This is a genomic window from Ohtaekwangia koreensis, from assembly GCF_900167975.1.
GTDB lineage: Bacteria > Bacteroidota > Bacteroidia > Cytophagales > Cyclobacteriaceae > Ohtaekwangia > Ohtaekwangia koreensis.
Map to the genome: position 1 here is coordinate 2,089,630 of NZ_FUZU01000001.1, position 14,164 is coordinate 2,103,793.

Below are 14,164 nucleotides of genomic sequence, written 5' to 3' on the forward strand. Positions count from 1 at the left end.
GCCATCTGGTTTACGGAGTCTGTAAGATCTTTCCATACACCATCAACACCTTTTACTTTAGCCTGTCCACCAAGTTTACCTTCGGAACCTACCTCCCGGGCTACACGCGTTACTTCCATGGAGAACAGATTGAGCTGCTTCACCATGTCGTTTACTTCTTTCGCGATGCGAGCGAATTCTCCTTGCAGTACGTGGCCTCCGATTTCCTGTGGCATCTCTTGTGAAAGATTTCCTTTTGCCACCGAACTGATTACGTGCGCAATTTCAATAGTAGGGTGCACGAGATCCGATATAAGTACGTTGAGTGAATTTACACCTGTACCCCAGGATCCTTTTGCATTCGGAATCTCGATACGTTGTGTGAGTTTACCTTGCTTACCGATCGTGTTACCGGCACGCATAAACTCCTGCATCATTTTTTCATTCAGTGAAATGATATCATTCAGCGTATCACAGATCTTGCCGCTTACCCCCACCTGATCGAATGGCATACGCACGGAAAAATTTCCGTTTCTGACTTCAGTCAACACACGGAGAAGTTCCCGGTTATCCAGGATGCCCATCACTTGTTGATATTCATTTTGATCTATAGTATGGAGAGGAAGAGATTTCTTTTTACGGGAAACTTTCGGTCGTGAAATTACTTCCACAACATCCCCGTTCTTCGAAGAAGCTGTCGCCTTGGATTTTTTGCCCATGAGGTAGAAAATTTAGATTAACAATTTACTAGAGAAAAACTGACAAATAAATGCGTACCGACATTTAATAGTGCATTATTTGAAAAATAATCTTTGAGCGGTTATTTCCTGCGGAATTAGTTCTACATCGGTCGATGAAAATGCATATTAAAAAAGTATGCCAGAGAAATTTCCCTGGCATACTATATATAGCATTCCCCATTGTATTATATAGGTAATTAATCCTGGTGAACACCTTCTGCTATCTCTTCAACCATTTTTCTGCAAAACGCAGGAAGATCTTTGGGGCTTCGGCTGGTCACCAATCCATTATCGACAACCACCTCTTTGTCTGACCAGATTACGCCTGCATTAATCAAGTCAGTTTTAATAGAAGGATAGGAGGTCATCTTGCGACCTTCCAGTAAACCGGTTTCAACCAATGTCCATGGTCCATGACAAATGGCAGCAATAGGTTTATGCTCTTGTAAAAAATCAGTCACAAAATTTACAACACTTTTATTTACACGCAGCTGATCAGGGTTGATGACTCCACCGGGAAGTACGAGAGCATCATATTCTTGTGAGCTGACTTCATCTATTGTTTTATTTACATCATATTCCGGTCCCCAGTTTTTTTCTGCCCACGATTTTATTTTGCCTTTTTGAAGTGAGACAACTTCAACAGTAGCACCTGCTTCCTTCAACGCTTTGATCGGCTCTGTGAATTCTGATTCTTCAAAGCCATGTGTTGCCAATATGGCAACTTTTTTCTCCGCCAATCTTGCTTCCATGTTTTAAGTTGATTTAGGATTTATAAAAATATTTTAATGTGCCAAGACATTCGTCCAGAGAAGCACACAAGTTAAAAGGCAAAAAATTATGCCTCTTCCGATCCTATATATAGGGCTGAACATCAATAAATATCAGATTAAACTTCAAAAAGAAAGGCTGTCTTTTTGCAAAGGCAGCCTTTGTATCTTTCGCTTCGTTTACCTACGCCAGTATTACCTGGATCAGGCAGAGGGAATAATTTCTCAGCCGTATACATTTTACAACCTATCAAATTAGGCACTCCCAACGAAATGAAAGACACCATCATAATTTAAAACACTATGCCTGGAAGCATATCGATCGTATTACATTAAAAGAATATACAACGATTGTGAGCAACGTTGTTGGGGTTGGACAATGTTTTCTACAAACAAATGGGTAACATTTTTATGAACGAAGCGTAAGCATGAAGACGAAGGGTATGGCACACGGCATGATATTTTAGTATACCTTTCGCTAATCCTCTTAAATATGCATACACGCTGGACAGGGATTCTGGAATTTGACTTGGTAAATATTCCTTTTAAAATTGGTACCAGTACGTTCCGGTCAGGATTGGACTCCCCCGATCTTGTGAATGGTAATATAATCAGAATAGAAGATTTTTTTCCGAAGGAACAGATGATCCTGTCAAAGGATGATTCTACCTTCTTGTTCGAGCCGAAGGGGGATGGTATACATGCCTTCAACTTATTCTCCGACGGCCTCATTCGTAACAACAAGGTTGCCTTTGGGGTTTTTAACTCGAACGATACGAATTATAGATGCTGGCTCTATGCTGCCGATAATGCTGTGTGGTTTCAGCTCGGAAGCGAAGTTACCGAGAGCGATCCGTTAGACCGCGGAATGACTTCTAATCGTCACGAAAGTATAGATGCAGTTTTGAAGAAGACATTCAGTTTTAAAAAAGTAAAAGAGATCTTTTCAGCTCAGAGAATCCGATTCTTTTAGGCGTCCGTCCTAATACATATATAGGCCTCATCCCATCCCCCTCTACGGGGAAGGACTTCGGTCCTCTCCGGAAAGAGAGGACTTGGAATGAGGCTTCTTTTTCCTGGCACATTATTTATCTGTTTAGTGTCGTAGGGTCTCTGCGTCAGGCGTGTTGTTATCGCCTCATTACAGGGTTTAAACACAACTATAAATTACAAGCACATGAAAGCGATCTGGACAGGAACCATTGGTTTTGGGTTGGTAAATATACCCGTGAAATTATATAGTGCCACGCAGCAAAGTGAGCTTGATCTCGACCTGCTTGATAAAAAAGATCACGCGAACATAAAGTTTCAGCGTGTAAATGGAGAAACCGGTGAAGTGGTGAATTGGTCAAATATAGTAAAGGGGTATAAATACAAGGGCGAATATGTAATTCTGGATGACAAGGACTTTGAACGCGCCAGTCCCAAAAAAAGTAAAATGATTGAGATCACTGATTTTGTAAAAGAAGATGAGGTCGATCCTATATATTATGAAACGCCCTATTATCTGGAGCCCGAGCGTTCGGGGACGCGTGCCTATAGTCTGCTATATGAGGCATTGGAGAAAAGCGGTAAGGCTGCTGTTGGCAGTTTCGTACTTAGAAGTCGTGAGCACCTCTGCGTGTTACGCGCAAAAGATAAAGCTATTATACTGAACAGGATTCGCTTTGCCGAAGAGATCCGTGATCTCTCTGAATTAAAACTTCCGTCATCTAAACCTAAACCTGCAGAATTGAAGATGGCGCTTTCGCTGATTGATCAGTTAACCGGTTCGTTTAAAATCGATAAGTTTAAGGATACATATTCAGAAGAACTGCAAAAGTTAATAAAGGCAAAAGCAACGGGTAAGAAAACAGTATACCCAAAAATGAAAGTAACGCATCGGAAATCTAAAGATCTGATGTCGCAATTGAAAGCAAGTCTTAAAAAAGCATCCTGATGAGTTTAACCACCTATGCCGGGAAGCGCAATTTTAAACGCACGCCCGAACCGGTCGGTAAAAAAAAGGCTTCCGCTTCAGCACTGTCTTTTGTTATACAACGTCATGATGCTTCACGTCTTCATTATGATTTTCGTCTGGAGGTAAATGGTGTTTTGAAAAGCTGGGCTATACCGAAAGGGCCGTCTTTGAATCCGAAAGATAAACGTCTTGCCGTGATGGTGGAAGATCATCCGCTCGCCTATGGAAAATTTCAAGGCGAAATACCAGAGGGAAATTACGGTGCCGGAACCGTGGAGATTTGGGACAGCGGTATATATGAACCTGAGAATGTAGATGACCCTTCTGACTATCAGCATGAGATCGGTAAAGAACTGAAGAAAGGTTCTTTGAAATTTGTACTGCATGGCAAAAAACTTAAAGGTTCGTTTGCACTGGTGCAATTAAAAAATGGTGATGGTAAAAATTGGCTATTGATAAAGCACAAAGATGAATTTGCAACAGATGAATATCATATAGAAAGTATACGCAAGAATAAAAAAACAACTACGCAGAAAAAAGAAACGAAAAGTGAGGCAAAGGCGAAAACTACAGCAGCACCGGTACGTTCTGTTCGTTCTTCGAACGCAAAGTTGGAGAAATATATAACGCCCATGATGGCGCATATCCGTGAAGATTCATTTGATGACCCGGATTGGATATACGAAATTAAATGGGATGGTTATCGCGCCATTGCAGAGGTAAATAAGAAAGAGCTTAAATTCTACTCCCGCAATGGATTATCGTTTGACAGACTATATCCGGCAGTAGTGGATGCATTGGCCGGAATAAAGGATGATGTTGTGCTGGATGGTGAAGTAGTGGTGCTGGATAAAAATGACAAGCCAAGTTTTCAGAAGCTGCAGCAGTATGGAGAGAACCGTTCGCTTCCGTTGCTATACTACGTTTTCGATTGCTTGTCGTATAAAGGCAAAGACCTTACAGATCTTCCTCTCGTAGAAAGAAAAAAGATTGCAGAGAAAGTCATTCCGAAAAGTAATGTGCTAAAATATTCAGACCATGTAGCGGGAGATGGTATAGCATTCTTTTCAAATGCTGTCGCCATGGGGCTGGAAGGAATTATAGCGAAGCGTGCAGACAGCAAGTACTATATAGGGCGCAGAACATATGATTGGCTAAAGATCAAAAATCACAATACACAGGAAGCTGTAATTGCCGGCTATACTGAACCTCGTAAAAGCCGAAAATACTTTGGTGCGCTTGTGTTGGGCATGTATGAGAAAGGTAAGCTCAAATATATAGGGCACACCGGCACTGGGTTCACAGAGAAGATATTGAAGGATGTATATACCAAGCTGCAACCTTCCATTCGTGAGAAATCTCCATTCGACACTAAGGTACCGATCAACGCGCCGGTAACGTGGGTTGATCCGGTTCATGTATGCGAAATAAAATTTACAGAAGTAACAGATGAAGGAATTCTGCGACACCCTGTTTTTATGGGGCTTCGCATTGATAAGAGCGCTAAGGAAGTGGATCACCTGGATGTAAAGGTTCCGAAAAAAAATAAATCAACTGATAAAACTGTGAAGACTTCGAAAACAAAGAAAGCGGCTCCGATTAAAAGTAGTTCTGTAAAACCTGATGCTACCAAACCTGTAAAGAAGCGCGGCAAAGATACTTCAGATGAGTATAACAAGATTGTAAAGGTAGAAAAGCATGAATTGAAGTTTACGCACCTCGACAAGATATACTGGCCGGAAGAGGGCATCACAAAAGGAGAGGTGATCGATTACTATAATAGTATCTCCAAATATATACTCCCGTACCTCAAGGATCGGCCGCAATCGCTGAAAAGAAATCCCAACGGCATTACGGACAAAGGATTTTTTCATAAGGATGCAGGAGATGCCGCTCCGGATTGGGTGGAGAGTATCGAGCTATACTCTGATAGTGCTCAAAAAGATATTGACTATATTCTTTGTAATAACAAGGCAACGCTCTTGTACCTGAACAATCTGGGATGCATCGAGATTAATCCCTGGAATTCACGCACAAAAAACCTCGATCGTCCGGATTACCTGGTGATGGATATAGATCCCTCTGACAAGAGTACATTTGAGGAAGTAATCGATACGGCACAAGCTATAAAAGAGGTATTGGATAAGGCAGGGGCCAGCGCATTTTGTAAAACCTCAGGTGCATCGGGTTTACACATATATGTTCCACTTGGCGCTAAATATGATTATGATCAGGCGCGTTCGTTCGCCGAGATTGTAGCTTCGTTTACGGAAGAGAAATTGCCGAAGATCACAACGATGGAACGGGCACTTAATAAACGCAAGAATAGAATATACTTAGACTACCTTCAAAACAAACGCGGTCAAACTCTTGCCTCGGTGTATAGTCTGCGGCCTGTTCCCGGTGCTACTATATCTACGCCACTCGAATGGAAAGAGGTAAAGCATGGTTTATCTCCCTCACAATTCACCATGAAGACATTGCCAAAACGATTAGAGAAAAAAGGCGACCTATTTAAAGGAGTATTGCTGAAAGGTATAGATATGAAGAAGTGTCTCAAGCGTCTTGGTGGTGGGTAGTATGTTTGGCGACAGCTATAGACGATTAACCACTAACGGATCACGTGAGTAGTTTGATCGTTAGCCATACTCCCAATCCGAAGAAGATGTGCGCTGTGAGAATGGAGATTATATAAGACTTTAACGGAACTGCAGGCGGATTTGGATGAATGGCAAAGAATAGCCGCCAGACGCCAATGCCTACTATGCCGCTTATAAATCCATATACTGCACAGGTTATCAGGTCCGGTGAGCCGATTCCTCTTGACCACAGCCAATGGTATATCAACGAAAATATTATCCCTACCAGGTAATGCCCAGCTATACCCGTTGCAATAGCGAAATTGCTTTCAGACAATCCTTTGTCAGGCGTTGTCTGGAAAGTGAGCATCGTCCCCAGTATCTTTACTACCTTCAGGCGTTTTTGTGTGATGTAAGATAGTATATAGATGAAAGCTGTCATGACAGCCGTTCCGCCTATACCTGCTGCAATGGCGATCCAAATATTCATACGTGTTTATATATATAGTTTCTGGCATACTTCACAGAAGAACGTTCTTCGGTTCGTTTTGCCTAAATATTCTTTTTTCAAGGGTACGTGGTCTCGGGGGCATGTTCGTTTGGTATGTGCCAGCCAGTGTTTTTTTAACTCAAATTTTTTCTTCCATTCGAGAAAATCAAAACTATAGTTCACCGCTTCATATACGAGTTTCTTTCTCTTTGCCAGCGGCAGTTTCCCAACCATACTTAACGGATGAACTTTGATCCGGAAGAGCACTTCATTTTTAATAATGTTACCGACACCTGCGAATATATTCTGATCGAGCAAAGCATCGCAGGCTAATTGTGATGGATTCTTCTTTAGCTTGCTCATCGCATTTGCAGCGTTCCAGGTTTCGTTCAACACGTCAGCTGTCCAATCGTAGAGTTCTTCCAGTGGTGCTTCAATGAGTGATAGCGCACATGCATAGAAGTTCAACTCTTTCTTGCCGAACTCCAGATGTAATCGCGGAATAGAATCTTTTTGTTCGTTGATCCGATACGTTCCGAATAAAAGAAAATGTACCCGCACCGTAAACTTTGGAAAGCAAATCAAAAAGTGTTTTCCCCAACTTTTAAAGTCTGTGATCTTCTTGCCTTTGAGTAATGCCGGATCAAACTTCTTGGTGCTGCCACTCGCTTTTGTAATTTTCTTTCCTTTGAAAGCTTCGACGGCTTCTTTTAAAATAACGATCGATGGTCCTTCTGGCATTTGGAGAACAGTTGCGTAAATGAAGTGTCGTTCATATGAAATGCGGCATACGAATTGAATCAGTATGCCGCATGATTATAGTATATATAGGTGATGATCAGTTTTCTTTCTCGGATAACGTACGCAATTCAATCGGTTCAAGGTCGCGACTTGCCGGACCGGTTACTACTTTGCCGTCTGCTGAATAGCGTGCACCATGGCATGGGCAATCCCACGTTTGCTCTGCAAGATTCCAGGCTACGCTACATTTCATATGCGTGCAAACCGGAGATACTGCGTGCAGTGTACCATCACTATCTTTTGATAAAGCGATCACTTCACCATTGTATTTCACAACCTTACCTTCGCCTTGCGCAAGGCCGGCCACGCCATCCAGTTCCTCCGTTGCAAACCACTTGCCAATGAATTGTTTTACCACATCGGCATTGTGTTCAATGAAATCGACAAACCCGGCAATAGGCTTAATCCGCGATGGTGAGAAAAGATCTGCATATATACTCTCGCCTGTATTGATCAGATCGCGCAGTACAATGGCTGCAACGCTGCTGAAAGTCATTCCATTTCCGCCATACCCGGTGGCTACATATACATTTTCTGAATGGCCTGGTAAATGCCCGATGTAGGGTAGGCCATCCGTTGGTTCAAAATATTGAGACGACCATTGATATGCGATTTCACTTACATCGAAATATCTTCTGATTGTACTCTCCAGCTGGCGGAAACATTTCTCCGTGTTAGCCTCGTGACCAGTCTTATGATCTTCACCACCTGCAATCAGATATCTTTCGCCATCTACAACCTGCGTACGATAGTAATGATAAGGATCATACATGTCATACAACAGTCCGTCAGGATATTTACCATCCTTTAGTTTTACAGCCATAGCGTAGCTTCTCCATGGTGAGCAGCGTAAGTGCAATAAGTTTATGGAAGGAGGTATATGTGTGGCATAAATAAGCTTCTTCGTTTTAAAGGTAGAGGATTCAGATTCTATCTCAATGATATCGTCTTCCTCCGTGGTATTGTTTACGCGTGAATACTGCAGAATGGTGCCACCGAGTGCTTCAAACTGTTTTGCCAATGCATATATATACTTCAGCGGATGAAACTTGGCTTGTTCCTCTACACGTATCGCTTTTTCAAAAGGAATAGGACTTGGAATGGAGGAAGTGTACTGCAGATTCAATCCTACCTCTTCACACGCTTTCGCGATATCGTCCAGTTCTTTGGATTGTTTTTCATCTTGTGAAAAAAGAAATGCAGACGCTTCTTCAAAACCGCAATCAATGCTATAATCCTGCACGTGATGTTTGATGAGATGTATAGCTTCACGTGTTGCCTGCACAACAAGCTTTGCCTGATCCGTTCCGAAATTTTTTATAATGGTGGTATACGGATTGTCCAGCAATGTATTCAAATGCGCAGTTGTTCCGCCCGAAGTTCCAAAACCTATATTGTGAGCTTCCAGTACCAGGCAATTCTTCCCTGACTTTTGCAGTAAAAGCGCGGTCGATATACCCGTAATTCCACCTCCCACAATTACTACATCATACAAAAGCGTTGAGGATGGTTTACGCTGTGTTTCATAAACCGGCATATCCTGCCACAGACTTACATAGGCTCCATCTCGTGTAATCATAACTTTTAATTTTAAGTGCATGTTACGGTGTATGGTAAATTTTCCGGCCACACGTTAGCGCGGTTTATTTTGGATAATTTGTATCGGGTATAAAACTATAGGGAAAACCCTGGGGTGGTAACTCCACAAAAGTATTAGGAGTTTATTAGAAGAGCCCGCATTTTATACGCAGGACTATATTGTTCAATAGGATGACATCAAGCCAGCAGTATATATAGGGAAGCAAGAAGTAAAAATTTTCTTCTTATCAAAACAGTTTCAACTGTTGATTTTTCTTTGGTGGAACAGCTTTGCCAAAAACAGTGCGGCCTTCGTATTTCCAAGATTCATCGCGTTCCTTTTGAATGACAGCTTCTAAATTTGTATTCGGAATAAAATCTTTTTCAGCACGAATAGAAAGGTCGGAGAGACTCTTGATCGCTTGCTGCTTATCGGTTTCGCCAAGCTTTGCTTTCTCAACAGCGGTTTTCAACGTAGCAATGGTTTCGTCATATACCTTTACAGGAACCGGAAACGGATGACCATCCTTTCCTCCATGTGCAAATGAAAAACGAGCTGGGTCTTTAAACCGTGAAGGTGTTCCATAAATCACTTCACTTACCAATGTGAGAGATTGAAGTGTACGCGGTCCGAGTCCTTCGAGTAATAGTAACTCTTCAAAATCTTTCGGTTGCTTTTCGTGTGCCAGCCAAAGTATACTTCCTAATCTTTTTATATCAACATCAGCCGCTTGCACTTCATGATGCGAGGGCATGGTAAGTTGTCGTATCTCCTTCATCATCCTATCCGGAGATTCATGCGCCATCTCCAGTAAGCTTGATCGCGTAGGCAGAGCTTCTTTGGCAACCATGTTTAATATACTTCCCTGATTTTCTCCGCAGATAGATGTGTGCGGCTCTTCTACAAAGGAGGAGAGTGATGCCGAATGCCAGTGATACCTTCGGGCAGTAGTACTCATCGGACTCATGCCTTGTTGTACAACAGCCCATTGTCCTTCATCACTGACTATAAAATTATGCAGGTATAGCTGAAAGCCGTCTTGTATAGCAGTGTTGTCAACTTTAGCGCTGAGCTTGCTGCAACGCACCAGGTATTCGCCATCGAGTCCTGTTCGTTCACCTACCTTTAATAATTCGACTGGAGTTTGTCTTGATATTTTTCCTTTGCCTCCGCAGATATATATACCAAGCTCTTTTGCATGTGGATTGAGCGCGCGTTTCAATGCACCCATCACAGAGGTTGTGATGCCCGATGAATGCCAGTCCATGCCCATCACACAACCCAGACTTTGAAACCAGAATGGATCACTGAGTCTGCGCAGCACTTCACCTTTTCCATACTCTGCTAAAATAGCTTCCGTGATAGCAAGCCCAAGCCTGCCCATCCGTTCGGCAAGCCAACGGGGAACATGTCCATAATGTAAAGGAAGATCTGCGGAACCGGAACGCTTCAGTGTCATCAGATTGTAAAGTAAAGTATTTGTCCGAAAGTTCCATACTTAAAAAAGGAAGTATAGAGGCATGGAATTTTAAGTTTAATCAAAACAATAACAACGAAGCTATGGCAAAGTACTCAAAATCAGCACAGAAAAAAGTCGCGAAGGTAATGCGCGAGAAAAAAGCCGGAACGCTTAAAAGTGGTCGCAGCGGAAAAAAAGTGACCAGCCGCAAGCAGGCGATCGCCATTGGTTTATCCGAAGCGAGAAGAGCAGGAGCAAAGGTTCCCAAGAAGGGAGCGAAGAAAACTGCGAAGAAAGGAGCTAAAAAATCGGCCAGAAAAGGCGCAAAGAAAACTGCGAAGAAAAGTCGCAAATGATCTTCTTAAAAGTATCTAATATATAGGGTTTACAATTTGACACGTTGTTTGTAAATGTTTTGAGAGATTGACAGATCCTGACGGATATAGTTTCCGTCAGGATTTTTTATTTTTTTTTCTTCTCATCGGTCACACCACTCGGTTGTGCGCATCCAACCTCCTAAAACTTAATCCAAAATCTATGAAGAGGATTTTACAGATCGTATTGCTGGGGCTCTGTGCGTTTGTTACAGGGACCAGTATCGCGCAAGACCGAAGTATCTCCGGGACGGTGACATCGACAGATGATGGTCAGGGTATTCCCGGAGTAAATGTAATGGTGAAGGGAAGCACCATTGGTTCCGTAACCGATGCAAGCGGTAAATATACTATAGCATTGCCGCCCGAAAGTACAGACCTTGTGTTTTCATTTATAGGTTTCAAAACACAGGAAGTGGCAGTCGGCGAACGCTCCGTTGTAGATGTCGCACTTGCTCCTGATTTTCAACAGCTCTCAGAGGTTGTCGTGACGGCCCTTGGTATTGAGCGAAAAGAAAAATCATTGTCGTATGCGACACAACAGTTAAACGCCGATGAGAAGCTTCGCATTACGCGTGATGCTGATCTCAACACGACACTTGCCGGTAAAGTAGCAGGTGTACAGGTACTGAATCAGTCGGGTGCCAAGCTAGGTGCAGCGGCAACGATTCGTATTCGCGGTTCAGCTTCGCTTACTGAAAAGAGCCCGCTATATGTTATTGATGGAACACCGGTAAATAATTTTGAGCGGGGTGCAACGGGAACATCGCCTATTGATTTAGGTATAAATATGGATGATGTTGAGTCTATATCTATACTCAAAGGTCCGAATGCCACTGCCCTCTACGGACAGCGTGGTGATGCAGGTGTGGTTCAGATCACAACCAAGCGTGGCAAGAAAACAAAAGGTATAGGTCTTGAACTAAACAGCACAACTACTTTTGAGCAGGTAAATATATTGCCCGAGTATCAGAATACATATGGTGGCGGTGGAAGCTCGGCATTCAGAACGTTTACCTATAATCCGGGTGTACATCCTGCAGACTGGGCTGTATTTGATGGCAAGAAGTATCACGATTACTCGGATGATGCCTCATGGGGACCGAAGATGGATGGCTCTGAATATATACCTTGGTATGCATGGTATCCGGGAAATAAATATTCTTTCAAAACAGCAAATTATACAGCGCAGCCTGATAATGTGAGAGAATACTATGAAACCGGTAAAACGTTTAATAATAACATTAACTTCTCGAAGACTGGTGATGGATATTTCGTGCGTGTATCCTATACCAATCTTCAGCAGACCGGTATCATCCCGAATACAAATTTAGAACGTCATTATATATCTACGCAAAACTCGGCTACGCTGAGCAAGTATGTCACAATCGGCTCCAATATCAATTATACCAACGAAACCGTCTTTGGAAATTTTGATGATAACTACTCAAACTATACGGGCGCAGGCTCTTTTAACCAATGGTTTCACCGCGACCTGGACATGAGTATATTGAAAGAGCTGCGTGATTTCAGAACACCTACCGGTGCCCTGGCAAGCTGGAATCACAGTAACCCGAACGCAGCAACAAATTATACGTCCACGAATTTTAACCGTGGAAATTACTGGTATAATCCGTACTCCTACATGGATCATATTAATTTCACAACGAAGCGTGATCGCTTGTTCGGTGATATAAACTTGTTGGTAAAGCTAAATGATCACTTCCGAGTACAAGGATTCTTCCGGAGAAATCAGTCGTCTTCAAATTATGAGAACAAGACACCCTATATCATCGAGCAAAGTGTAGCGCAGACAAACGCGCAAGCAGCCTATAGCACAGGGCAAACGTCCAACGCAGAAAATAACTATGAGTTTCTAGCGAGCTACGACCAGGTTTTTGGTGATTTCGATATAGATATAAATGCAGGGGGTAACATTCGTCAAAATGTATATAAAGATGTACGGATGGCTACGAATGGCGGGTTGGTTGTTCCTGATCTTTTTACAGTGTCCAATTCAAAAGGAGCTCTGAACTATTACAACTACCGTCAGGAGAAAAGTGTACGAAGTCTATATGGAAGAGCTTCTGTAGGGTATAAGGACTTTGCCTTTCTCGAAGTTACAGCGCGAAACGATTGGAGTTCAGCGTTGCCAAAGAATAACAATTCTTATTTCTATCCGTCCGTTGGTGCATCATTCGTATTTAGTGAATTAACACAACCCCTTATTCCGTTTTTGTCCTATGGAAAACTACGGGGTAGCTGGGCGCAAGTTGGTTCAGACCTCGATCCTTATCAATTATACCTTACCTATCCGGTGGATCAAATTCAGTTCGATGGAAATATACTCATGACAACTCCCGATCTATTAACGAACTCCAATATCAAACCATCACTCTCTTCTGCGTATGAAATGGGAATCGATATGAAGTTCCTGAACAATCGCGCTGGTATAAGCTTTACGTATTACAATGAAGTAAAGAAAAACGAAATCCTGAATGTTGATGTAAGTACAGCCAGTGGTTTTTCAGATAAGGTTATTAATGCAGGCAGGGTGGAACGCAACGGTATAGAGCTTCAATTGGAAGGAACCCCTATATCTACCCGTGCATTTGAGTGGAATATAAGTGTGAACCTGGCGCGTAACAATTCGCGCATCATTGAACTTGCTGAAGGTATAAATTCGGTTAACGCGTCAACTCCGGGATATGATACATTCGATTACTTCGGATATGTATACCTGGTGAATAAAACAGACTACGATGGCGGCAGTAACAAGTGGGGACAAATTCGTGGTGTTGGTATAGAACGCGTCAACGGGCAGCCGGTATTGAATGATGATGGTACGTATGCATTCAAGAACGATGTATTCTTTGGTTCTGTGCTTCCGGATTTTACGGGCGGTGTACTGAACAATTTTACCTATAAGAATTTTTCATTGGCCGTAGCCCTGGACTTCCAGCGTGGTGGTAAATATTTCTCGCTGTCCAATTACTGGGGTGAATATTCCGGATTGCTGGAAAACACAGCTGTTACAAATAGCAATGGTAAAAACGTACGTGATGATGTAGCCGAAGGTGGTGGTATACATGTGAAAGGTATAAATGCAGAAGGTCAACCCGTAGAGTATGATCTATCCGCATTCGATTACTTCCACCAGTTTGGTAACAATGATATACTCGACAACTCGGTCTTTGATGCATCGTATGTAAAGCTTCGTGAGATCAGTTTAGGGTATCGTGTACCGTTAAAGAACAACAGCATCCTGCAGAACCTTACGTTCTCAGTAGTAGCACGAAACCCATGGCTGCTATATCTATCCAACCGGAATATAGATGCCTCTGAACTTTCTCAGCGGTGGGGAGAGAACGGTCAACAACCGGGCACGCGCTCGCTTGGATTTAATATTAAAGCATCCTTCTGATAACCTCTA

Annotated in this window: 11 protein-coding genes; 5 read left to right on the forward strand and 6 right to left on the reverse strand. The window is 42.6% G+C overall.

Going from position 1 to position 14,164, the window contains the following annotated elements; translation table 11 throughout:
• Positions 1-698, reverse strand: a 698-nt coding sequence (locus B5Y40_RS08575; RefSeq protein ID WP_221408878.1) for a HAMP domain-containing protein, incomplete at its 3' end; no start/stop codon positions are given.
• Between the two features lie 218 nt (positions 699-916).
• Complete coding sequence (locus B5Y40_RS08580; RefSeq protein WP_079686267.1) at positions 917-1,471, reverse strand: type 1 glutamine amidotransferase domain-containing protein; 555 nt, start codon at positions 1,469-1,471, stop codon at positions 917-919.
• A gap of 511 nt (positions 1,472-1,982) precedes the next feature.
• On the opposite strand from B5Y40_RS08580, the gene B5Y40_RS08585 reads away from it, so the two are divergent.
• The 3 genes from B5Y40_RS08585 (at position 1,983) to ligD (ending at position 6,028) form a co-directional block, all read left to right on the forward strand.
• Positions 1,983-2,462, forward strand: coding sequence for a hypothetical protein (locus tag B5Y40_RS08585; protein ID WP_079686268.1), 480 nt, complete (start codon positions 1,983-1,985; stop codon positions 2,460-2,462).
• A gap of 204 nt (positions 2,463-2,666) precedes the next feature.
• On the forward strand, positions 2,667-3,428 hold the full coding sequence (gene ku / locus B5Y40_RS08590) for a non-homologous end joining protein Ku (RefSeq protein ID WP_079686269.1): 762 nt from the start codon (positions 2,667-2,669) through the stop codon (positions 3,426-3,428).
• Positions 3,428-6,028 (forward strand): DNA ligase D, encoded by a 2,601-nt coding sequence (gene ligD, locus B5Y40_RS08595; RefSeq protein WP_079686270.1) that lies wholly within the window; start codon positions 3,428-3,430, stop codon positions 6,026-6,028. The genes ku and ligD overlap by 1 nt, the downstream gene beginning before the upstream one ends.
• Positions 6,029-6,068: 40 nt before the next feature.
• On the opposite strand, the gene B5Y40_RS08600 is transcribed toward ligD, so the two are convergent.
• The 4 genes from B5Y40_RS08600 to B5Y40_RS08615 all read right to left on the reverse strand — a co-directional run bounded on the left by B5Y40_RS08600 (position 6,069) and on the right by B5Y40_RS08615 (position 10,357).
• Entirely contained in the window at positions 6,069-6,518 is a 450-nt protein-coding gene (locus B5Y40_RS08600; RefSeq protein WP_079686271.1) for a hypothetical protein, read from the reverse strand.
• A gap of 6 nt (positions 6,519-6,524) precedes the next feature.
• Complete coding sequence (locus B5Y40_RS08605; protein ID WP_079686272.1) at positions 6,525-7,259, reverse strand: DNA-formamidopyrimidine glycosylase family protein; 735 nt, start codon at positions 7,257-7,259, stop codon at positions 6,525-6,527.
• A 97-nt stretch (positions 7,260-7,356) separates the two neighbouring features.
• Positions 7,357-8,898 carry an FAD-dependent oxidoreductase gene (locus B5Y40_RS08610; RefSeq protein ID WP_079686273.1) on the reverse strand — a complete coding sequence of 514 codons (1,542 nt, stop codon included), beginning with the start codon at positions 8,896-8,898 and terminating at the stop codon, positions 7,357-7,359.
• Between the two features lie 247 nt (positions 8,899-9,145).
• On the reverse strand, positions 9,146-10,357 hold the full coding sequence (locus B5Y40_RS08615; RefSeq protein WP_221408879.1) for a DUF763 domain-containing protein: 1,212 nt from the start codon (positions 10,355-10,357) through the stop codon (positions 9,146-9,148).
• A gap of 20 nt (positions 10,358-10,377) precedes the next feature.
• Between B5Y40_RS08615 and B5Y40_RS08620 the strand changes: the two genes are divergently transcribed.
• Positions 10,378-10,713 (forward strand): DUF6496 domain-containing protein, encoded by a 336-nt coding sequence (locus B5Y40_RS08620; protein ID WP_245840499.1) that lies wholly within the window; start codon positions 10,378-10,380, stop codon positions 10,711-10,713.
• A 181-nt stretch (positions 10,714-10,894) separates the two neighbouring features.
• The gene (locus B5Y40_RS08625) at positions 10,895-14,155 is read left to right on the forward strand and encodes a SusC/RagA family TonB-linked outer membrane protein (protein WP_143785660.1); all 3,261 of its coding nucleotides are present in this window, start codon (positions 10,895-10,897) and stop codon (positions 14,153-14,155) included.
• The last annotated feature ends 9 nt before the right edge of the window (positions 14,156-14,164 follow it).

Coding starts and splice junctions, on each gene's coding strand:
- B5Y40_RS08610 (WP_079686273.1), bottom strand. CDS start 8,898: ATGATTACACGAGATGGAGCCTATGTAAGTCTGTGGCAGGATATGCCG.
- B5Y40_RS08580 (WP_079686267.1), bottom strand. CDS start 1,471: ATGGAAGCAAGATTGGCGGAGAAAAAAGTTGCCATATTGGCAACACAT.
- B5Y40_RS08600 (WP_079686271.1), bottom strand. CDS start 6,518: ATGAATATTTGGATCGCCATTGCAGCAGGTATAGGCGGAACGGCTGTC.
- B5Y40_RS08585 (WP_079686268.1), top strand. CDS start 1,983: ATGCATACACGCTGGACAGGGATTCTGGAATTTGACTTGGTAAATATT.
- ligD (WP_079686270.1), top strand. CDS start 3,428: ATGAGTTTAACCACCTATGCCGGGAAGCGCAATTTTAAACGCACGCCC.
- B5Y40_RS08625 (WP_143785660.1), top strand. CDS start 10,895: ATGAAGAGGATTTTACAGATCGTATTGCTGGGGCTCTGTGCGTTTGTT.
- B5Y40_RS08615 (WP_221408879.1), bottom strand. CDS start 10,357: ATGACACTGAAGCGTTCCGGTTCCGCAGATCTTCCTTTACATTATGGA.
- B5Y40_RS08605 (WP_079686272.1), bottom strand. CDS start 7,259: ATGCCAGAAGGACCATCGATCGTTATTTTAAAAGAAGCCGTCGAAGCT.
- ku (WP_079686269.1), top strand. CDS start 2,667: ATGAAAGCGATCTGGACAGGAACCATTGGTTTTGGGTTGGTAAATATA.